General features: G+C 73.3%; 21 protein-coding genes, 2 tRNA genes and 1 pseudogene. 8 read left to right on the top strand and 16 right to left on the bottom strand.

Annotation, left to right across the window (positions count from 1 at the left end):
* The 7 genes from AC060K_RS01920 (at window position 1) to AC060K_RS01890 (ending at window position 6,572) form a co-directional block, all read left to right on the top strand.
* On the top strand, window positions 1-1,203 hold the full coding sequence (locus AC060K_RS01920; protein ID WP_483763760.1) for an acyltransferase family protein: 1,203 nt from the start codon (window positions 1-3) through the stop codon (window positions 1,201-1,203).
* A gap of 57 nt (window positions 1,204-1,260) precedes the next feature.
* On the top strand, window positions 1,261-2,763 hold the full coding sequence (locus tag AC060K_RS01915) for a carboxylesterase/lipase family protein (protein ID WP_483763759.1): 1,503 nt from the start codon (window positions 1,261-1,263) through the stop codon (window positions 2,761-2,763).
* 54 nt (window positions 2,764-2,817) lie between these two features.
* Window positions 2,818-3,276 carry a DUF2867 domain-containing protein gene (locus AC060K_RS01910; RefSeq protein ID WP_483763758.1) on the top strand — a complete coding sequence of 153 codons (459 nt, stop codon included), beginning with the start codon at window positions 2,818-2,820 and terminating at the stop codon, window positions 3,274-3,276.
* Window positions 3,273-3,884 (top strand): TetR/AcrR family transcriptional regulator, encoded by a 612-nt coding sequence (locus AC060K_RS01905; protein ID WP_483763757.1) that lies wholly within the window; start codon window positions 3,273-3,275, stop codon window positions 3,882-3,884. Before AC060K_RS01910 ends, AC060K_RS01905 begins: the two co-directional genes overlap by 4 nt.
* A 43-nt stretch (window positions 3,885-3,927) precedes the next feature.
* Window positions 3,928-4,428, top strand: a complete 501-nt coding sequence (locus AC060K_RS01900; protein ID WP_483763756.1) for an N-acetyltransferase family protein — start codon at window positions 3,928-3,930, stop codon at window positions 4,426-4,428.
* An 81-nt stretch (window positions 4,429-4,509) separates the two neighbouring features.
* Complete coding sequence (locus tag AC060K_RS01895; protein ID WP_483763755.1) at window positions 4,510-5,016, top strand: PH domain-containing protein; 507 nt, start codon at window positions 4,510-4,512, stop codon at window positions 5,014-5,016.
* Complete coding sequence (locus AC060K_RS01890; protein ID WP_483763754.1) at window positions 5,013-6,572, top strand: PH domain-containing protein; 1,560 nt, start codon at window positions 5,013-5,015, stop codon at window positions 6,570-6,572. Before AC060K_RS01895 ends, AC060K_RS01890 begins: the two co-directional genes overlap by 4 nt.
* 7 nt (window positions 6,573-6,579) lie before the next feature.
* Here AC060K_RS01890 and AC060K_RS01885 read toward each other — a convergent pair whose 3' ends face one another.
* Window positions 6,580-7,971 (bottom strand): MFS transporter, encoded by a 1,392-nt coding sequence (locus AC060K_RS01885; RefSeq protein WP_483764041.1) that lies wholly within the window; start codon window positions 7,969-7,971, stop codon window positions 6,580-6,582.
* 164 nt (window positions 7,972-8,135) lie between these two features.
* Here AC060K_RS01885 and AC060K_RS01880 point away from each other — a divergent pair, with 164 nt between their 5' ends.
* Window positions 8,136-9,035 carry a helix-turn-helix domain-containing protein gene (locus tag AC060K_RS01880; protein WP_483763753.1) on the top strand — a complete coding sequence of 300 codons (900 nt, stop codon included), beginning with the start codon at window positions 8,136-8,138 and terminating at the stop codon, window positions 9,033-9,035.
* 13 nt (window positions 9,036-9,048) lie between these two features.
* Here the strand turns inward: AC060K_RS01880 and AC060K_RS01875 are convergent.
* From AC060K_RS01875 to AC060K_RS01805, 15 genes and pseudogenes are all read right to left on the bottom strand, one after another.
* Window positions 9,049-9,121, bottom strand: a tRNA-Ala gene (locus tag AC060K_RS01875).
* Between the two features lie 85 nt (window positions 9,122-9,206).
* Window positions 9,207-9,539: a Rossmann-fold NAD(P)-binding domain-containing protein gene (locus AC060K_RS01870; protein WP_483764049.1), complete on the bottom strand. Its 333-nt coding sequence runs from the start codon at window positions 9,537-9,539 to the stop codon at window positions 9,207-9,209.
* A 56-nt stretch (window positions 9,540-9,595) separates the two neighbouring features.
* A pseudogene (locus AC060K_RS01865) lies at window positions 9,596-10,012 on the bottom strand (SDR family NAD(P)-dependent oxidoreductase); the annotation flags it as partial.
* Window positions 10,013-10,094: 82 nt separating this feature from the next.
* Window positions 10,095-10,167 (bottom strand) — tRNA-Ala (locus AC060K_RS01860).
* A 93-nt stretch (window positions 10,168-10,260) separates the two neighbouring features.
* Entirely contained in the window at window positions 10,261-10,941 is a 681-nt protein-coding gene (locus tag AC060K_RS01855) for a histidine phosphatase family protein (protein WP_483763752.1), read from the bottom strand.
* A complete protein-coding gene (gene rsfS, locus AC060K_RS01850) occupies window positions 10,938-11,390 on the bottom strand; it encodes a ribosome silencing factor (protein WP_483763751.1) in 453 nt (150 codons plus the stop codon). The genes AC060K_RS01855 and rsfS overlap by 4 nt, the downstream gene beginning before the upstream one ends.
* On the bottom strand, window positions 11,387-12,571 hold the full coding sequence (locus tag AC060K_RS01845) for a hypothetical protein (RefSeq protein WP_483763750.1): 1,185 nt from the start codon (window positions 12,569-12,571) through the stop codon (window positions 11,387-11,389). The genes rsfS and AC060K_RS01845 overlap by 4 nt, the downstream gene beginning before the upstream one ends.
* Entirely contained in the window at window positions 12,564-13,172 is a 609-nt protein-coding gene (nadD, locus tag AC060K_RS01840; protein ID WP_483763749.1) for a nicotinate-nucleotide adenylyltransferase, read from the bottom strand. Before nadD ends, AC060K_RS01845 begins: the two co-directional genes overlap by 8 nt.
* A gap of 36 nt (window positions 13,173-13,208) precedes the next feature.
* Window positions 13,209-13,361, bottom strand: coding sequence for a hypothetical protein (locus tag AC060K_RS01835; protein ID WP_483763748.1), 153 nt, complete (start codon window positions 13,359-13,361; stop codon window positions 13,209-13,211).
* A gap of 105 nt (window positions 13,362-13,466) precedes the next feature.
* Entirely contained in the window at window positions 13,467-14,843 is a 1,377-nt protein-coding gene (locus AC060K_RS01830) for a glutamate-5-semialdehyde dehydrogenase (protein WP_483763747.1), read from the bottom strand.
* A 76-nt stretch (window positions 14,844-14,919) separates the two neighbouring features.
* Complete coding sequence (gene proB, locus AC060K_RS01825; RefSeq protein WP_483763746.1) at window positions 14,920-16,101, bottom strand: glutamate 5-kinase; 1,182 nt, start codon at window positions 16,099-16,101, stop codon at window positions 14,920-14,922.
* Between the two features lie 95 nt (window positions 16,102-16,196).
* The gene (gene obgE, locus AC060K_RS01820; protein WP_483763745.1) at window positions 16,197-17,714 is read right to left on the bottom strand and encodes a GTPase ObgE; all 1,518 of its coding nucleotides are present in this window, start codon (window positions 17,712-17,714) and stop codon (window positions 16,197-16,199) included.
* A gap of 82 nt (window positions 17,715-17,796) precedes the next feature.
* Window positions 17,797-18,054 carry a 50S ribosomal protein L27 gene (gene rpmA, locus AC060K_RS01815; protein ID WP_483763744.1) on the bottom strand — a complete coding sequence of 86 codons (258 nt, stop codon included), beginning with the start codon at window positions 18,052-18,054 and terminating at the stop codon, window positions 17,797-17,799.
* Window positions 18,055-18,114: 60 nt separating this feature from the next.
* On the bottom strand, window positions 18,115-18,423 hold the full coding sequence (gene rplU, locus AC060K_RS01810) for a 50S ribosomal protein L21 (protein ID WP_483764040.1): 309 nt from the start codon (window positions 18,421-18,423) through the stop codon (window positions 18,115-18,117).
* 229 nt (window positions 18,424-18,652) lie between these two features.
* Window positions 18,653-20,110: a chitinase gene (locus AC060K_RS01805; RefSeq protein WP_483763743.1), complete on the bottom strand. Its 1,458-nt coding sequence runs from the start codon at window positions 20,108-20,110 to the stop codon at window positions 18,653-18,655.
* Between the last annotated feature and the right edge of the window lie 104 nt (window positions 20,111-20,214).

Below are 20,214 nucleotides of genomic sequence, written 5' to 3'. Positions count from 1 at the left end.
ATGACGACCACCCGAACCCCACCGGACCGCCCAGGCGTGGCCGGCCCGCCGCGCGGGCGCCTGGAGCACGTGGACAACCTGAGGATCCTGCTGACGGTGCTGGTGATCCTGCACCACGCCGCCTGCGTCTACGCCCCTCTCCCCCTGTGGCCGTACAACGAGCCGGATGGTGGCCCCACCGCGTTCCTGCTCATGATCTTCGTGACGCTGAACCAGATGTGGTTCATGAGCGCGTTCTTCCTCGTCTCGGGCCTGTTCGTGCCCGGTTCGTACGAACGTAAGGGCGGCCGGCGGTTCGTCGTCGACCGGCTGTGGCGGCTCGGGGTGCCGCTGCTGGTGTTCCTGCTGGTGCTGCGCCCTCTCGTGACCTTCCCGGCCTACCCGGCGGCGCGTGACCTCGCGGCGCAGGCGGGCGACGGCGACCTCCCGTACTGGCTCTTCTACGTCCTGAGCTGGGACGCGTCCTACCTGTGGTTCGTGGAGGTGCTGCTCGTCCTGTCGCTGGGGTACGCGGTGTGGCGCCGGGTCCGGGGCGGGGCCCAGGCCACGACGGCCACCCCGGCCGGGGCGCCGGCTCCAACGACCCCCGCGCGAGCCGCCCGGTCCCCTCGCCTCCGCACCGTCGTGGCGTTCGGCGCCGGGCTGACCGTGCTCACCTACCTGTGGCGCATCATCGTGCCGAGCCTCAGCTACTGGCCGGTCGTCGGCCTGCCGACACCCGACCACCTGCCCCTGTACGTCGCGTTCTTCGCGGTCGGCACGCTCGCGCTGCGCCGCGGCTGGCTCGAGGCCCTGACGCCCCGGGCCGGCTGGACCGGCCTGGCGGCGACCGTGCTGGGGATCCTCGCGCAGCTCCCGCTCGCCGCCGCACCGCTCGACACCACGGCGGGCAACGGCACCTGGCAGTCGCTGGTCGTCGCGGCCGGGACGGTGGCGGTCGCCGTCGGCCTGACGACGGCGCTCGGTGCGCTGTTCCGCGCACGTCTCGACCGGCAGGGCCCGCGCCTGCGGTTCCTCGCCGACCACTCGTTCGCCGTGTACGTGGTGCACGGCGTCGTGGTGACGCTCACGGGCGTCGCGCTCGCGCCGGTGGAGGCGCCCGCGCTCGCCACGTTCGCACTGCTGGCCGCGGTCGCCGTCCCGGTCTCGTGGGCGCTGGCCTGGGCGATCCGTAGGATCCCCGGCGCCCGCAGGGTGTTCTGACCGGACCGACCGACCGGTATGCTCCGGCTCGACGACGACGAAGCCGATGGAGGCTCGATGGCAACGACGACCGACGGCGGCCGCGCCGTTCCGGACACCGGCGCGCTGGTGCGCGACACCGACACCGGTCCCGTACGAGGTCTCACCGAGGACGGCACCTTCCAGTGGCGCGGCATCCCCTACGCCGCGCCCCCGGTGGGCGACCTCCGGCTGCGGGCGCCGCAGCCGCCGGAGCCGTGGGCCGGCGTGCGGGACGCCACGCGGTACGGCGCCGCCTCGCCCCAGTCGCCGGGCGACGCACTGACCGGCGTCCCCGCCACCTGGCGGCAGGACGAGGACTGCCTCACCCTGAACGTCGTCGCGCCCGCGGAGCCCGCCGAGCAGCCCCGCCCGGTCGTGGTGTACCTGCACGGCGGGGCGTTCCTCGTCGGCTCCGGGGGTTCGTACCTCTACCGCGGCGAGGGCCTGGTGCGGGCCACGGACGTGGTCTACGTGTCCGTGAACTACCGGCTGGGCGCCCTCGGCTGGCTGGACCTCAGCGCGTACGGCACCGCCGAGCGCCCCGTCGACACCAACCTCGGCCTGCGTGACCAGGTCGCGGCGCTGCGGTGGGTGCAGCGCAACATCGCGGCCTTCGGCGGGGATGCCGCCGAGGTGACCGTGATGGGAGAGTCGGCCGGGGCGTCGTCGGTCCTCGCGCTCCTCGCGTCGCCGCTGGCGAGCGGCCTGTTCCGGCGGGCGATCGTGCAGAGCGGGTTCTCGGACGCCCGGCCGCGGGAGGAGGCCGCGCGGGTGGCGGAGCGCTTCGTGGAGGAGCTGGGAGGCCGGGCCGCCCTCCTCGACGCCGGGCCGACGGCGTTCGTGGCCGCCATGGAGCGGATGATCTCCGCGGGCCACGGCAGCCTGCCCGTGGGGCCCACGCTGGACGACGACGCCCTCCCCGCCGATCCCCTGACCGCGCTGCGCGACGGCGCCGCGGCGGAGATCCCGCTGCTCATCGGCACCAACCGGGAAGAGGGCCGCTTCTTCCAGAAGCAGACGAGCATCTTCCCCACGTCGGCCGACAGTCTCGACCGGCTCCTCGGCACGGGCCCCGCGGCCGACGCCGTCCGTACCGCCTACCGCGGCTACCGGCGCCGTCGCGGAGTGGCGGCGCGGCTGGGCGGCGACGCCGTCTTCTGGGCGTCGTCCGTGGCCCTGGCCGCAGCGCACTCGGCACACGCCCCCACCTGGATGTACCGGTTCGACTTCGCCCCTGCCGCCCTCCGCCTGGCCGGGCTCGGCGCCACGCACGGCATGGAGCTCCCGTACGTGTTCGGCCGGGTGGACACGCCGGGCATGCGGAGGACGCTCAGCCTCGGCGGGGCGCGGGCAGCCGCGGGCCTGGAGGCCCGCATGCAGTCGGTCTGGGGCACCTTCGCGCGCCACGGCACCGCGGGATGGGAGCTGTACGACGTCGGACGCCGCCTCACCCGGGTGTTCGACGCCACCGACCGCACTGTCGAGGACCCGGACGCGGCGCGACGGCTGGCGTGGGAGGCGTTCGCAGCCCGGGAGTGACTTACATACATGCGTGTATGTATGCTTCTGGTGCCGACAACCAGGAGGACGCTCATGTCCACGTACGCCGCCCAGCCCGTCCGACAGATCGAGCCCACCGACCCCGTCGCTGTCGCCGCCGCGCCCTACAGCTACGCCGACACGTTCGAGCTGCGGCTGCCCGGGCCCGACCTCCACGCACCGGAGGCCTGGGTCCGGGCGGGGCTGGCCGCGACTCCCCCGTGGGTGACCCGGCTCCTCGGGTTCCTGGGGATGGGCAAGGGACCGCAGGACGATCCCGGCGCGGTGGGACCGTTCCGGATCGTCCACTCCGGGCCGGAGGTGATGCACCTCGAGGCATCCCTGCCCCTCATGCGCGTGACCATGGTGGGCCGCAACCCCGAGCCCACGCGCCGGACCTTGACGACCGTGCTGCACTACCGCCGGCCCCTGCTCTGCAGGATCGTCTGGGCCGCCGTCGGGCCGGCCCACCGACGGACGGTCGCGGGGCTCCTGACGAGCGAGGTCGCGTGACCCCCGAGGCCCCGCGCCCCACCCAGGCCGGCCGCCGCGAGGCGACCCGGGCCGCCCTGCTCGAGTCCACCGCCCGGCACCTGGCCCGGTACGGTTACGGCAACCTCGTGCTGGAGCAGGTGGCCAAGGACGCCGGGTACACACGAGGCGCCCTCTACCACCAGTTCAAGGACAAGGAGGAGCTGGTCCTCGCCACCTGGTCGTGGGTGATCGACACCATGTGGGAGGAGGTCGCCCGCCCGGTCGACGCCGAGCCGGACCCGGTCGCCGCCCTCCTGCTCCTCGCCCGCGGCCACGCGGTGTTCTGCCGCCGTGACATCGCCCGCCTGGCCACAGCGCTCCGGGTCGAGCTCTCCGGCCAGGAGGAGCACCCGGTGGGACGGGAGGTCGAGCGGTCCTACGAGATCCTCGTGGGCCTCTGCGCCCGGCTGATCGAGGCCGGCCGCGCCACCGGCGGCATCCCGGACGGCCCGCCGGTCCGGACGCTCGCGCTCGCCGTGGTCGGGGCGCTCGACGGCGTCGTCGTGGCCGTCGCGGGACACGCCCCGCACGACGAGCTGCTGGCGGCCCGCGCGGTCGCCGGGGTGCTCGGGATCCGCGTCCCGTGAGACGCCGTCCCCGGGCCACCGGCAGCGTGGCACGCTGTCCGGCGTGCCTCTGACGATCCGCGCCGCGCAGCCTGCGGACGCCCCTGACCTGCACCGTTTCGTCCTCGCGCTCGCCCAGGACGAGGAGTTCCCCGGCAAGGTCACCGCCCGGCCGGAGGACCTCGCGGCCGCCCTGACCGGACCCGAGCCCGCCGCGCGCGCCCTCGTGGCCGAGCACGACGGCGAGCCCGTCGGCTGCGCCATCTACGTGTTCGGCTACAGCACGATCACCGGCTGCCGCACGTTGCACCTCGACGACCTCTACGTGGTGCCTGAGCAGCGGGACCGCGGGGTGGGCCGGCGGCTGCTCACGGAGCTCGCCCGGCGCGCGGTCGACGCCGGCTGCTCCCGCTTCGAGTGGTGGGTGCTGCGCACCAACGAGCGGGCTCTCCGCCTCTACCGGCGGCTGGGCGCCCGGACGCTCGACGAGATCCACGTGGTGCGGCTCGACGGCACGCCGCTCGCCGCACTGGCCTCGGCCGCGGACGGCCCGGCAGACCTGTAGCCCCGGGTCAGCCGAAGGGATGACCCCGGATCACCAGGAAGGTGGTTGTGACCGCCTCCTGGCACCCGGCAGCATGGCCTCATGACCAGCGCCGACGCGAGCACCCTCCGACTCCGTCCCCCTTGCCACGAGGTCGACCCGCGCGCCGTCGGGTTGTGGGCCCTCCAGCTCGTGCTGCTCGCCGGCATCCCTGCCCTGATCCTGGGCGTCCTCGGCCTGCTCATCCAGCCGGCCCGCTTCTGGCTGCTGCTCCCCGCCGTCGTGATCGCCGTGGTGGGCGGGGTCTCCGCCGTGCTGTTCCCCCGTCACTGGTTCCGGCACCACCGGTGGGAGGTGACCGACCACGCCGTCTACACCCGCACCGGGTGGCTCTTCCAGGAGTGGCGGATCGCCCCGCTCTCGCGGATCCAGACGGTCGACACGGTGCGCGGCCCGCTGGAGCAGCGGTACGGCCTGGCGACGCTGACCGTCACCACGGCGTCCGCCAAGGGCGCCGTCAAGATCGAGGGTCTCGCAGCCGAGACGGCAGCCGACCTCGCCGAGGCGCTGACGCTCGCCACCGAGGCCACGCCCGAGGACGCGACGTGAGCGGGCTCGGGCGGGCACCGGAGGAGGCTGTGGCCCCTGGCGGCACGACCGGGCCCGCCCTGGCGTGGGATGGTCTCGACCGCCGCGCCGCCCTCGCCGGCGCGATCTACGCGGGGGGCTTCGCCGTCGGGGCCGGGTTCGTCACCGGCTACTGGGTGGTGGTCGAGGGCTCTGTCGCCACCGCCCTGACTTGGATCGTCCCGGCGATCCTCCTCGTGACGGCGAGCGGCTCGGTGTTCGGGGAGTGGATGCGACGGGTCACCGCGTACCGCGTGGGCCCTGAGATGTTCGAGGTCCGGACAGGCGTCGTCTTCCGCAAGCGTCTCGCCCTGCGGCGGGAGCGGATCCGCTCGGTGGACCTCACCGCCGGCCCCGTGCTGCGCGTGCTCGGCACGGTCACCGTGCGCATCGGCACGGGCGAGCACGCGGGCAAGGAGGGGACGGTCACCCTCTGGCCGCTGCGCCGGGAGACGGCGCAGGCGCTGCGTGCCACGCTGCTCGCGCACGCCGCGGGCGAGGAGGCCCGGGTCTCCGAGGGCACGCTCGCGACGCTCGACCGGCGCTGGATCAGGTACGCGCCGCTGTCGGTGCTCACGCCCGTCCTGGGCGGCGGCGCCTTCGGCGGCGTGCTGCAGGTGGCTGAGTGGTTCGGACAGCAGGAGCGCGTCATCGAGACGGTCGGGTCCTGGTTCGGGCCGGCGCCCGTGCTGGCGATCGTCGCCGTGCTCACCGCCGCGCTGTTCGTCGTCGGCGCCGTCGCCGCGCTCGGCCTGTGGGTCGAGATGTGGTGGAACCACACGCTGGAGCGCGAGGCGGACGGCACGCTGCGGGTACGCCGCGGCCTGCTGACCGCCCGGTCGATCTCGCTGCAGGAGTCCCGCCTGCGGGGCGTGGAGCTCGTGGAGCCCCTCGGGGCGCGGCTCGCGGGCGCGGCCCGGGTCGACGCCGTCGCGACGGGCCTCGCCACCGGTGAGGAGGACAAGACCGACAGCCGCACGCTCCTGCCCGCCGCGCCACGCGACGTGGCCGACCGTGTGGCCGCCGACGTGCTGCGTGAGATCGAGGCTCCGCCCACGGCCGCACCGCTGACGCCGCACCCCCGTGCTGCTCGGCGCCGCCGGCTGGGCTGGGCCGTCGGCGCCGTCGTCGCGCTGGAGGCTGTGCTCGTCCTCCTCGGCCTGCTGCTCACCCCCGTGCTGCTGCACGTGGCGTGGGCGAGCGCCCTGGTCCTGCTGCCGGTGGCGGTCCTGCTCGCCCTCGACGCGTACCGGGCTCTCGGCCACGCGATCTCCGGCGAGTACCTCGTGGCCCGCAGCGGCACCGTCCGCCGCGCCACCGTGGCCCTCCAGCGGCGGGGGATCGTCGGCTGGACGGTCCGGCAGTCGGTGCTGCAGCGCCGCGCCGGGCTGGTGACGGTTCTCGCCACGACCGCCGCGGGGTCCGGCGAGTACGCGGTCCACGACGCTGCCGTGCACGACGGCCTGGAGCTCGCCGACACCGCCGTACCCGGCCTCCTCCGGCCGTTCCTGGAGGAGGCCGGTCGCACCCCGGCGTGACCCGTTCTCAGGACGCCGCGGCGATCGGCCGGGCGCGCAGGAACGCGGCTACGGCGAGGGCACCCGCGACGCAGATCGCGCCGTTGACCCAGATGGCCGCGGTCACGCCGTCGAGGACGGCCTGCGCATGCGGCACGGTGCTCGCCAGGACGACGGCGGTGACGACAGCGCTCATGACCGGGGTACCCATCGTGATCCCGACCTGCTGGCTCATCGTCGTCAGGCCGGTCGCGAGGCCCTGGTCCGAGGCCGGCACGCCTGACGTGGCGGTCACCATGAAACCGACGATCACGACGAGGTTCGCCACGCCGCCCACGAACGTCGCGACCAGGACGAGCCAGATCGAGCCCGGGGCGCCGGTGATGAGCACCAGCGACAGCGTGGCGGCAGCCTGGACCAGGAAGCCCCCGACGATGGCGGTCTTGTTCCCGAACCGGCCGATCACCCCGGGTCCCAGGAGGCCGCCGAGCACGGTGCCGACACCGAGGACCGCGAAGGTCAGCCCGGCCGCCAGCGGCGAGTAACCGAGCACCTCCTGCAGGTAGAGCGTGAGGAGGAAGACCAGCGACGTCTCGGTGACGAACGCGAGCGTCCCGGCGACGTTCCCCCACGCGACGTTCGACCGGGCAAGGATCCCGAGCGGCACGAGGGGGAACTCCGCCTGCCGTTCGACGAGCACGAAGGCGGCGAGCAGGACGACAGCCGCGGCGAACGCCACGAGGGTCACCAGGTCGGTCCAGGATGTCTCCGCCGCATGCGTCAGCCCGTAGACGAGGGAGAGCAGGCCCAGCGTGACGAGGACGGCGCCGGGCACGTCGAGGCGGGTGCGGTGCTCCGACCGGCTGTCCTCGAGCACCATCGGCGCCACGACCAGCACCGTGATCGCGATCGGGACGTTGATGAAGAACGCCCAGCGCCAGGACAGCAGGTCGGTGAGGAGCCCGCCGAGGATCGCACCGGTCGTGAAGCCGGCTGCCATCAGCGAGCCGTTCAGACCGAGTGCCTTGTCGCGGGCGCGCCCCTCGGGGAAGGCCCCGATGAGGAGGGCGAGCGCCGCAGGCACCACGATCGCGGTCGCGAAGCCCTGCGCCACCCGCGCGATCAGGAGCAGGGCCGGCGTGGTGGCGAGCCCGCCGACGACCGAGCCGGCACCCAGCAGGACCATGCCGATGAGGAGCATGCGACGGCGGCCGGCGAGGTCCGCGACGCGCCCCATGAGGAGCGTGAACCCGGCGGAGCAGAGCGCGAAGGCGGTGGCGATCCACTGGAGGTTCTCGATGCCGAGCCCGACGTCGGCGCCGATGCTCGGCAGGGCGACGTTGAGGATCGAGAAGTCGACGGCGAGCGTGAAGCTCGCGGTGAGCAGGACGACGAGCGCGACGCGCTGCCTGGGGGTCATGGCGGTGCCGAGGGGCGGTCCGGCTGTGCCGGCGCTGCCGGGGACTGCCTGGTCTGTGGTCATGCGCCCACCATCCGGTGGACCCTTCGTCACAGCCACACCCTCGTCGTCCTGTCACTGACGGGGACAGGCACGCCCGGCCCGCCGCACGGAGAATGGGCGGCATGAGCAGACCGAACGAGCTCGGCGACTTCCTCCGCGTACGCCGGGCCGCGCTCCGGCCCGAGGACGTGGGACTGCGGGGCTACGGCGCCCGGAGGGTGCCCGGCCTGCGCCGCGAGGAGCTCGCGATGCTCGCCGGGGTGAGCGCGACGTACTACTCGCGGCTCGAGCAAGGGCTGAGCACCAACGCCTCGGACGCGGTCATCACGTCCCTCGCCCGGGCGCTGGACCTGACGCCGGACGAGCGGGCACACCTCTTCGACCTGGCCCGGCCCGGCCGGGCACCGCGCCGGAAGCCGACGAGAGCAGACCGGGCGCGGCCGGGGACGCTCCGCCTGATCGCCTCGCTGGTGGGAACCCCGGCGATCGTCCTCGGGCGGCGCAGCGAGGTGCTCGGCTGGAACGCGCTCGGCCACCGGCTCGTCGCCGGGCACGTCGACGTCGACAGCCCCGGGCGGCCCGGCGACCGCCCGAACCTCACCCGGATCCTCTTCCTCGACGAGCACACGCGCGAGCTGTACGCACGATGGGACGAGGAGGCTGCCCGTGCCGTGGCCTCGCTCCGGGTCCTCGCAGGCCGCAACCCGGACGACGCGGAGCTCGCCACCCTGGTCGGAGAGCTGACCCTGAAGAGCCCCGAGTTCAGCGCGCTGTGGGCCAGGCACCCGGTCGAGAACTGCGTCTCGGGGGTCAAGCACTTCCGGCACCCGGAGGTGGGCGAGCTCGAGCTCGGGTTCGAGGTGCTCGCTCCCCCGGACGACTCCGGGCACCGGGTGCTCCTGTATACCGCCGACCCCGGACCCGCGGCCGAGGCGCTCGCGCTGCTCGGCCGCACCGAGGGGCCGCACACGACAGAGGGCCACTCCGTCGTCCCCGTACGGGATCTCGGAATGGCCCTCTGACCTGCTTATTCGGTGGAGCTGAGGGGACTCGAACCCCTGACCCCCTGCATGCCATGCAGGTGCGCTACCAGCTGCGCCACAGCCCCGCGCTCGGCTGCTGCCAAGCGGGCTCGGTCAGTCTAGACGGTCAGGTGCCCGGGGACCAAAGCGAGCAGCTGGCGGGTGCGGTGCTCAGTCGTAGACCGTCCACGGGTCTCGACGCACGCGCTCATCGACAGCGTCGGCGTCCTCGCCGATGACGACCCGCCAGTCGCCGCGCTCCACCGCGTCGACGACCTGCTGCGCCGCGGCGGCACTCGACACCGGCTGGTACTCGGCGAAAGCGGAGCCGAGCGCACGTCGCCAGGTCCGCGGAGGAGACGGCATGCCGGTGCGGACGTGCCCGGGCAGGACCAGGACGGCCGAGAGCTGCGGTGCGTTCTTCTGGAAGTCGACGACCAACGACTCGGTGAAGCCCCGGACGGCGAACTTCGCGGACGAGTAGGCCGTGTGGGGTGCGCCCACGCCGAGACTCGCCCACAGCGCGTTGACGGAGCAGATATTGAGACCTTGCCCTGGTCCGCGCCCAGCAGCAGCGGCAGGAACGCGCGCGTGCAGTGGTACGTGCCGAACCAGGACACCGCGAAGGTGCGTTCCCACTCCTCCCTCGGAGACGTCACGAAGGAGGACCCGCCGACGACGCCGGCATTGTTGAACAACAGGTGGAGGGGCGCGCCACTGCCGACCTCTGCAACCTCGTCGGCAAAACCGCGCACGGCGTCCTCGTCGACGACGTCGAGCACCTGCCCGAGGACCTCGGCCTCGGGGGCGATCGAACGAGCTCGTCGGATGGTGGCCTGGAGCCTGGCGCCATCGACATCGCACGTGGCGACATGGACGCCCCGTCGCACGAGCTCGAAGACCAGCTCACGACCGAGCCCGGAACCCCCTCCGGTGACGACCGCTCGCCGGTTCCGGAGATCGGGGAACGGAGTCACACCACGATCTTGTCACGTCTGCCGGAAGACGACACACCCCGCAGCGGTGAACCGCTGCGGGGTGTGAATGATGAACCTCGGGTGGAGCTGAGGGGACTCGAACCCCTGACCCCCTGCATGCCATGCAGGTGCGCTACCAGCTGCGCCACAGCCCCGACGCCCGGCTCTTGCCGGGCGGGCTCGGTAAGTCTACGCAGACCGGCGCCGGGTGACCAAATCGGAAACCGGGCCGGCCTGTGTGGACCTGATCACCTGGCCGAGGGTTCCAGATTCCAGTCCGGACCGGCCTGCCACTGGTCCAGCGGATAGCCGGCGCCCACGTTGTGGGCCACCAGGCGCCACGCCGGCACGCCCTGCGGGCCCGAGCGGTGCAGATGGGACCAGTGCACGTTGTGGAGCCCGTGCAGACCGCGCCACTCCCCCGGGTCGAGCCCGAGCAGACGCGTCACCGCCAGTGTGATGGCCGCCCCGTGGGAGACCACCACCAGCGTGTCGTCGGGCTCCAGCGCGTCGGCGTGCCGGCTGACCGCGGCCGCCATGCGCTCCGCCACCGCGGCCTTCGACTCTGCACCGGCGCGCGCCGGCTCGGCACCGCTGCGCCAGGCGGCGTGCTCCTCGGGCCACTGCTCGGCGATCTCGCCGTCCGTGAGGCCTTCCCACGCGCCGAAGCTGCGCTCGCGCAGCTCACGGTCGGTGGAGACGGGGACCCCGATGGTCTCGGCGTAGGCGTTGGCGGTGTCGACCGCACGGACGAGGTCGCTGGACACCACGACCGACGCCTTGTGGGACGCGGCGAGCGCCGCGGCCCCCTGAGCGGCCTGCCAGCGGCCGACGTCGTCGAGCGGGATGTCGATCTGGCCCTGCAGCCGCAGGCCCGCGTTGTAGGCGGTGCGGCCGTGCCGGAGAAGGACGACGGTGCCTGCCGTCACTGACGCGGCTCCGAGGAGAGGTGGATGGCGCCGTCGTCGGCGAAGTCTGCGTACTCGCTGTACTCGTTGCGGACCTCGTCGCTGCCGCGCGCGTCCTCGGGGAGCTCGACTGCCGGGCAGTCCTTCCAGAGGCGCTCGAGCGCGTAGTAGACCCGGTCCTCGGCGTGCTGCACGTGCACCACGATGTCACCGAAGTCGAGGAGGACCCAGCGGCCCTCGGACTTGCCCTCGCGGCGGATCGCCTTGACGCCCGCCTTGATCATCGCTTCCTCGACGGCGTCCACGATGGCGGAAACCTGACGCTCGTTGGTTCCCGAGGCGATGAGGAAGATGTCCGTGAGCACCAGCTGCTCGCTCACGTCCAGCGCGATGATCTCCTGCGCCTTGCGGTCGGACGCGGCGCGTGCCGCGACGATCGCCAGCTCGACCGAACGCTCTGTGGCCGTCATGCGGTACTCCCTGCTCGTTGATCGATCAGCAGACCCACCAGGCCTGCTGCCTCGCCGCTCTCGAACCCGGAGTCCGGGCCGGCCAGCACGAGGTTCCAGATCAGCAGACCCAGGACGAACGCGACAACCACGAGGATGATGTAGTGCAGCCAGGTGTACGAGGGGCCCGGGTCCTCCTCGACGTCGTCCCACTCGTCGGGCTGCTGGCCCGACCGGACGGACTGGGGCCGGCCCGACCCGACGAGAACCTCGAAGCCGTTGTCCGGTCCGGGTCCCCCCGGGCCCATGGGGCCGGGGCCACCAGGCGCGCCGCCCCGCGAGGGGAAGGGCGAGCCGCCGCCCGGAGGCATGGCCCCCGGCGGCACGGACGCGGGCGCTGCCGCCTGCGTCGCGGCGGACTCCCAGGGCAGGCCCGCCCCGGCGCCGGGCGCCGCGGGCGCCTGCGGTCCGGCCGAGTCCCACGGGAGGCCGGCCCCGGCGGGAGCACCGGGCGCTCCCGGGCCGCCAGGACGCTGACCGCCCTGCGCGGGCGGAGCGCCGAAGGGCGAGGGAGGGGCTGCCGGACCGGGAGCGGCGCCGAAGGCGGCGGGCCGCTCGGGCGCTGACGGCCGAGCGGGGGCGGGCGCCTGGGCCTGCCAGCTCTGGGAGTCGCCGGCGCCGGGGAACGGCGCGGCGGGGGCTGAGCCGAAGCGGCCGGGCGGCGCCTGCTGGGGGGCGGGTGCCGCGGGGCCGGGGCCTGCCGGACGACCGAACGGGCTGGGGGCTCCGCCGGGACCGCCCTGGTGCTGGCCTCCGGGCGCGCCGGGCGCGCCAGGACCTGGCCTGCCCTGAGCGGGTGCACCCTGCGGCGGGTACCCGGCGGGCTGTCCACCGTAGGCGGACGGACGCGCGGGACCCTGCCCACCCGGGGCGGGCGGGGGTGCGGCTCCAGGGTCGCCGACCTGCCGCACGGGCGTCAGACGGCCGGTGGCGTCGACGCCACGCACCCCGCCCGAGGCCTGCGGCGGGCGCACCACGGGCGCCTGCTGCTGGTACCCCTGCTCGGGGCCCGGCGGCCGGGCTCCGGGCGGACCGGCAGGCGGCTGCCCGCCCGGCGGATACCCGCCTGCGGGCGCGGCCTGAGCGGCCTCGCGTTCGCGAAGCTCGCGCCGCGTCAGTGGACGACCATTGTTGTCACTCATCGTGAAGACCTCGATACAGTCCGTGCTTGGCGATGTACTGGACCACGCCGTCGGGCACCAGGTACCACACCGGCTGACCCGCTCTCGCCCGACGACGGCAGTCGGTCGAGGAGATGGCGAGCGCCGGGACCTCGAGCGTCGTCACTCGGCCCGCGGGCAGACCGTCCACGCTCAGACGGTGCCCCGGCCGGGTGACCGCGACGAAGTGTGCCATGTCCCACAGCTTGTCGGCATCCTTCCACGTGAGGATCTGCTCGATCGCATCAGCCCCGGAGATGAAGTACAGGTCGGCGCCGGGGCGCTGTTCGCGCAGGTCACGCAGCGTGTCTACCGTGTAGGTGAGCCCTGGCCGGTCGATGTCGACCCGGCTCACGGTGAAGCGGGGGTTCGACGCCGTGGCGACCACCGACATGAGGTACCGGTGCTCGGCGGGCGTGACGGTCTGGTGCTGCTTGAAGCCCGGGCGCCCGGTGGGGACGAAGACGACCTCGTCGAGACCGAGATGTGCGGCGGCCTCGCTGGCCGCCACGAGGTGGCCGTGGTGGATGGGGTCGAAGGTGCCGCCCATCACGCCGATGCGTGGCCGCTGGCTCGTCGTCACTGGTCGCGTCGGTTCCCCGTCACCTGGCCCGTCAGATCAGTGCCGGTTGCCGACGTTGCGGAACGCGTACGTGACGATCAGCGCCGCGATCAGCGACCCGAAGGCGATGAGGCCCAGGGCGATCGGGTTGATCGGCTCGTTCACGTGCTCGGTGGCGGCCTGGGCGGCAAGGACTGCGGTGTGCAGCACGGGTTTTCCTCCAAGTGGTACGTGCTCGGGTGGCCCTTAGTCTCTCACGTCACCATCGCGGCCGGGGCGCACCGGGCGACACGCCGACACGGGCCGGACAGGTGGTCAGGGGCGTACGTGGCCGTCGCCCTGGACCACCCACTTCGTCGTGGTGAGCTCGGCGAGGCCCATGGGGCCGCGGGCGTGCAGCTTCTGGGTGGAGATGCCGATCTCCGCGCCGAGGCCGAGCTCGCCCCCGTCCGTGAACCGGGTCGAGGCGTTCACCATGATGGCCGCGGAGTCGAGCTCGGCCACGAAGCGCTCTGACGCGGCGAGGTCGCGGGTCACGATCGCCTCCGTGTGGCCCGACGTCCAGGCGCGGATGTGCTCGATCGCCACGTCGAGGTCGTCGACGACGCGGACCGCCAGCTCCAGGGCGAGGTACTCGGTGGCCCAGTCGTGGTCCGTGGCCGGCTCGACGTGGACGCCGGACGGCGCGAGCGCCCGCGTCGCGTCGTCACCGTGCAGCACCACCCCGGCACCCGCGAGCGCCGTCAGCGCGCCCGGCAGGAACCCGGGCGCCGCGTCGGCGTGGACCAGCAGCGTCTCGGCGGCGTTGCAGACGCCGACGCGCTGCGTCTTGGCGTTCATCAGGATCTCGAGCGCCATGGCGGGGTCGGCCGTGGCGTCGACGTACACGTGGACGTTGCCCACGCCCGTCTCGATGACCGGGACCCGGGACTCCTGCACGACCGTCTGGATGAGGTCGGCACCGCCGCGCGGGACCAGCACGTCCACGAGCCCGCGTGCCTGCATCAGGGCGACGCCGCCCGCGCGGCCGTACGCGTCGACCGACTGCACCAGGTCGGCAGGCAGCCCCTGCGCCGCGAGCGCCCCGCGCAGCACGTCCACGATCACCGCGTTCGACGATGCCGCTGCGGAACCGCCGCGGAGGACCACCGCGTTGCCACTCTTGAGGGTGAGGCCCACGGCGTCCACGGTCACGTTGGGCCGTGCCTCGTAGATCATGCCGACCACGCCCATGGGCACGCGCAGCTGGCGCAGGCGCAGGCCGTTGGGCAGCGTCTGGCCGCGCACCACCTCGCCCACCGGGTCGGGCAGGCCGGCGACCTCCCGCAGGGCGTCGGCGATGGTGCCGATGCGCGCGGGCGTGAGCGCGAGCCGGTCGAGCAGGCCGTCGGTCATCCCGGAGGCGCGCCCGCGAGCGAGGTCCTCGGCGTTCGCGTCCACGATCCTGCTCGCCTGGGTCACGAGCGCGTCGGCGAGCGCGCGCAGCGCCGCGTCCTTGGTACTCCGGTTGGCGGTCGCGAGCGCCCGCGACGCGGTCTTGGCGCGCCGTGCCACGTCCTGGACCCCGGCCGTCACCTCGTCGGTCACCGCGGTGCCCGACGGCGCCGGCCCGGCCGCGTCTCCCGGGGTGACCCCAGGAGCGGCGACGGGGCGCGCGGACGAGGCTTCGGCGTCGGGCAGCAGGCTGGTCATGGAACGAGCCTACGACGCCCGGCCTGCGGCGACCGGGGGCTATCCACAGGCCGGGCGAGCCCGCTGGGCGCGGCGCCTACCGGGCGGAGCGCGGCCTCTCGAGGACCAGGTCGTCGCGGTGGACCACCTCGCGGTCGTACCCCTCGCCGAGCTCCTCGCGCAGCGCGTAGGTGGAGCGACCCAGCAGGGCGGGGATCTCGCCCGCCCCGAACGCGACCAGCCCTCGGGCGACGACGCGCCCGTCCGGCGCGACCAGCTCGACGGGGTCGCCCGCCTCGAAGTCACCGTCGACCCCGGTGATCCCCGCCGGGAGCAGCGAGGCGCGGCCGCCCAGGACGGCGCGGACGGCGCCGTCGTCCAGGTGGAGGCGGCCGTGGGTCAGCGCGGCGTGCGCGATCCAGAGGCGGCGGGCCGACGAACGCTTGCCCGTGGTGGCGAAGAAGGTGCCCACGTCCTCGCCGGCCAGCGCGCCCTCGGCGTTCCCCGCGCGGGTGAGGACCACGGGGATCCCCGCCCCGGTCGCGATGCGCACGGACTCCAGCTTGGTGACCATGCCGCCGGTGCCCACGGAGCTCCCGCGCGCGGTGACCTCGACGCCCGCGACGTCGTCGAGCGAGCCCACGTAGGGGATGCGCTGGGCGCCGGGCCGGGACGGCGGGCCGTCGTGCAGGCCGTCCACGTCGGTGAGCAGGACCATCGCGTCGGCCCGGACGAGGTGCGACACCAGGGCGGCGAGCCGGTCGTTGTCGCCGAATCGGAGCTCGTCGGTGGTGACGGCGTCGTTCTCGTTGATCACCGGCACCACGCCGAGCGCGATCAGACGCTCCAGGGCGCGCTGCGCGTTGCGGTAGCGCAGGCGGCGCACCGTGTCCTCGGCCGTGAGCAGGATCTGGCCCACCGGCAGCCCGTGGGCGGCGAACGCCTCGGTGTAACGGGCGACGAGCTGCCCCTGCCCCACCGAGGCGGCCGCCTGCATCGTCGCGACGTCACGCGGCCGGACCGGGAGGCCCAGCGGGCCCAGGCCTGCCGCCACCGCCCCGGAGGTCACCAGGACCACCTGGCCACCAGCGGCTCGGCGCGCGGCCAGCACGTCCACGAGGGAGCGCAGCGCCGTCAGGTCCAGGTGCCCGTCGGGGCCCGTGAGGGACGAGGAACCGATCTTGACCACCACGCGCTGGGCTGTGGAGACCGCTGACCGGGAGACGATGGCGTTCACGGGCCCATCATCGCCGGTAGGGCGCCGAGGCCGCCGCTCCATATCGCCTCCTGGTCGGTTGTGGGTATGGCTGTGGCGTGAACTCCGCGGGGACTTCACGCCACAGCCATACCCACAACCGACCGCCGGCCAGGGCGTCAGTCCTTGTCGGGGTCCGTCCAGACGCCCGACTCGCGCTCGGTCCAGAGTTCGCGGCGCGCCTCGGCCTTGGCGTCCATGCGCTCCGTGAACTCCCGGCGACGGTCGCTGCGCGTCGGGCGCGCGTTGTCGTCGAGCCGCAGGTCCGTACCGCGGGAGCCGAGCAGCTCGGCACCGGCCTGGAGCGTGGGCTCCCAGTCGAACACGACAGAGTTGCGCGGGTCACCGATCCGCACCTCGTCGCCGGCGACCGCACCCGCCTTGAGGAGGCCGTCCTCGACGCCCAGCTTCGCGAGCCGGTCGGCGAGGAAGCCCACGGCCTCGTCGTTGTTGAAGTCGGTCTGGCGCACCCAGCGCTCCGGCTTCACGCCGCGCACCTCGAACCAGTAGTTCTCGGCACCGCCCACGCGACGGACGGTGAACCCGCCGTCGTTCACGGCACGGGGCCGCAGCACGATGCGCGCCGGCTCGGGGGCCGGAGCCTCGGCACGCGCCTTCTCGACGATCTCCGCGAGCGCGAACGTCAGGGCACGCAGACCCTCGTGGCTCGCGGTCGACACCTCGAAGACCCGCAGACCGCGCGCCTCCAGCTCGGGCCGCACCATCTCGGCCAGCTCGCGCGCCTCGGGGACGTCGATCTTGTTCAGCACCACGAGGCGCGGACGCTCCATGAGCGGCACGCGGCCGCCCTCGATCCCGAGGTCGCCCGCGTAGGCCGCCAGCTCGTTCTCGATCACGTCGAGGTCGCTGATGGGGTCGCGGTCCGGCTCCAGCGTGGCGCAGTCGAGGACGTGCACGATCATGGCGGTGCGCTCGATGTGGCGCAGGAACTCGAGGCCGAGACCCTTGCCCTCCGAGGCGCCCGGGATGAGCCCCGGCACGTCGGCCACCGTGTAGCGGGAGTCGCCGGCCTGCACCACGCCCAGGTTCGGCACGAGGGTGGTGAACGGGTAGTCCGCGATCTTGGGGCGGGCCGCCGAGATGGCCGCCACCAGCGACGACTTGCCGGCACTGGGGTAGCCCACCAGCGCCACGTCGGCGATGGTCTTGAGCTCCAGGACCAGCTCGGCCGTCTCGCCCGGCTCGCCGAGCAGCGCGAAGCCCGGGGCCTTGCGCTTGGAGGACGCGAGGTCCCGGTTTCCCAGGCCGCCCTTGCCGCCCGCGGCGGCCACGTACTCGGCGCCCACGCCCACGAGGTCGGCGAGGACGTTGCCGTCCCTGTCCTTGACGACGGTGCCCTCGGGCACCGTCAGCACCAGGTCGCCGCCCTTGGCGCCGTCCTTGTCATCGCCCTGGCCCTGCGTGCCGCTCGGGGCATAGCGGTGCGGCGAGTGGTGGTACTCGAGGAGCGTGGTGGTCTGACGGTCGACGACGAGGCGGACGCTGCCGCCGTCACCGCCGTTCCCGCCGTCCGGGCCGGCGAGCGGCTTGAACTTCTCCCGGCGGATCGAGGCGCAGCCGTTCCCGCCGTCACCGCCTGCGACGTGGAGCACGACGCGATCGACGAAGCTGGCCATGTTCTGATCCTCTCACTGCTGGGGCAAAGCACGAGGGGCGCACCGCGACGGTGCGCCCCTCTGCGAAGACTGCGTCGAAGGCTCAGGCCTCGACGGTCACGATGTCGATGACCTTGCGGCCACGACGCGTGCCGAACTGCACCGCACCGGCGGCGAGGGCGAACAGCGTGTCGTCGCCACCGCGACCCACGTTGGCGCCGGGGTGGAAGTGGGTGCCGCGCTGGCGGACGATGATCTCGCCGGCCTTCACGACCTGCCCACCGAAGCGCTTGACGCCGAGGCGCTGCGCGTTGGAGTCACGACCGTTGCGCGAGGAGCTCGCGCCCTTCTTGTGTGCCATCTCATCCTGCTTTCGTACTGAAGAACGGGGGGAATCCGGGGGGCTGCGGCCCCTCCGACGTCACTTGATGCCGGTGACCTTCACGCGGGTCAGCTTCTGGCGGTGACCCTGACGCTTGCGGTAGCCGGTCTTGTTCTTGTACTTGAGGATCGTGATCTTCGGGCCCTTCTCGTCCCGAACGACCTCGGCGGTGACCTTGACCTTCGCGAGCTTCGCCGCGTCGGTGGTCACCTTCTCCCCGTCCACGAGCAGGAGGGCTGCGAGCTCGATGCTCTCACCGGGAGCCGCCTGGACACGGTCCATGACGACGATGTCCCCGACGGACACCTTCTCCTGACGGCCACCGGCCTTGACGATCGCGTACACCACGTTGCTACTCATCTCTCTAGTCTTGGCATGCACGCACGACGGAACTCACCGGCTTGGCTTGAGACTCGGACCGCCGCGGCGGTCGAGTGCGGTGCGCCATGGGCACGCGGGACTGGTACGCAGACAGCGCACCGACACACAAGACTACGTGACCCGGCGGGTGTACTCAAACCAGGCGGGACGTGGGATGGGCCACGTCCCGCCTGGTCGTCCGGTCCCGGCGCGCGCGTCAGGCCGCGCCGAGGTCCTCCCACGGGCCCCACTGGGCAGCACCGGGGACGTCACCCTGCGTCCACCACTTGGCGCGCCACAGGTGACCGCCGTAGGTGACCCGGGAGTTCCCGGTGTACGCCGTCGACGCGTTCCACGGTGCCGCGGCGGGCACGGTCGGCGTCGGCGTCGGGGTGGGGGTCGGCGTCGGAGTGGGGGTCGGGGTGGGCGTAGGAGTCGGCGTCGGCGTCGTCCCGGCGCACGCACCCCGGTCCTCCCAGACCGCTGCCGCACCCGGCGTCTCGCCCTGCGTCCACCACTTGGCATACCAGGTACGGCCCGCGTGCGAGACGAGCGCGCCGCCCGTGTACACGGCCGACGAGCTCCAGGGCGAGGCCGTGCAGGTGCCCGGCTGCGTGGGCGTCGGCGTCGGCGTCGGGTTCGTGGAGCCGCCCGACGTGAACGGTGCGAACGCCTGGCTGAAGAACCACGTGGGCTGGACAATCCCGGAGCACGTGCCCGCGCCCACCGTCCCGGGGCAGCCGCCGTTGTCCCGCTGGAGGGCCCAGAAGGACAGGAAGCCGATGCGGCCGGTGGCCCACTGCAGCACCTCGCCCGCGTCCTGCTGGGTGAACGTCTCGGCGGGACCGTAGTCGTCGATGCCGACCATCTCGGTGATGCCGACCATGCGCCACAGCTGCGCGTCCGTCTTGCCGGGATACAGCGCCTTGAGCTGGTTGAAGAGGCCGGTCCCCGCGGAGATGGTGCTCTGGCCCATGTCGTGCGTGCGGCCGTCGTAGTAGTCGAAGGTCATGATGTTGACCAGGTCCACGCGGGCGCCGTTCGAGATGGCGTTGCGCAGGAGAGCCAGGCCCGCCTCCGACAGCCCGCTCGTGCTGGTCGGCAGCGTGTACTGGATCTCGAGGGTGCGACCCGTGGCGGCAGCCCAGTCCTGCACGATCTTGAGCGCCTTGTTGCGGCGGTCGATGCCCGCGGAGTTGCTCAGCGACGTGGACTCGACGTCGAAGTCCAGGCGTGTCACGTCGTACGTGGTGACGAGGTTCTGGATGGCGGTCGCGATCGAGGTGACGCTGGTGCAGCTGTCGGCGAGCTCCGTGCCGGTGGTACCGGCCGTGTAGCCACCGAGCGACGGGATGACGTCCCCGCCCTGCGCGCGCACCGCGGCGATCTCGCCGCCCCACGCGGCCTGGCTCACCGGGGTGTCGCCGTTCCAGAGGAGGGTGCACGAGCCGGGGGTCGCGGTCTGCAGGAACGCGAGGGTGAGGTAGTCGGCGCCGGACTGCTGGCTCAGGGTCGACATGTCGTCGCCGAGCCACATCTCGTAGTAGGGCGCGAACACGTGCTGCGGGATCGGCGTCGCGGCGGCGGCGGAGGTGGCGGCTGTGATGCCGATCCCCACGCCCGAGACCGCGACCGCCGCAGAGGCGGCGACAGCGGCCAGCTTCTTGCGGATCATGGAGGGCCCTTCCGGTACGGGCCGGCGCCCCAGAAGGACGCCGGACGGTCTGGCCAGGATTGTTCCCAGTCCTAACTTTTAGACCGTAGGGCTGGTCCTCGCTC

It is taken from the genome of Antribacter sp. NEAU-D49, assembly GCF_057158775.1.
The sequence above is the reverse complement of the archived record's forward strand: the minus strand, read 5'-3'. Positions and strand labels throughout refer to the sequence as shown.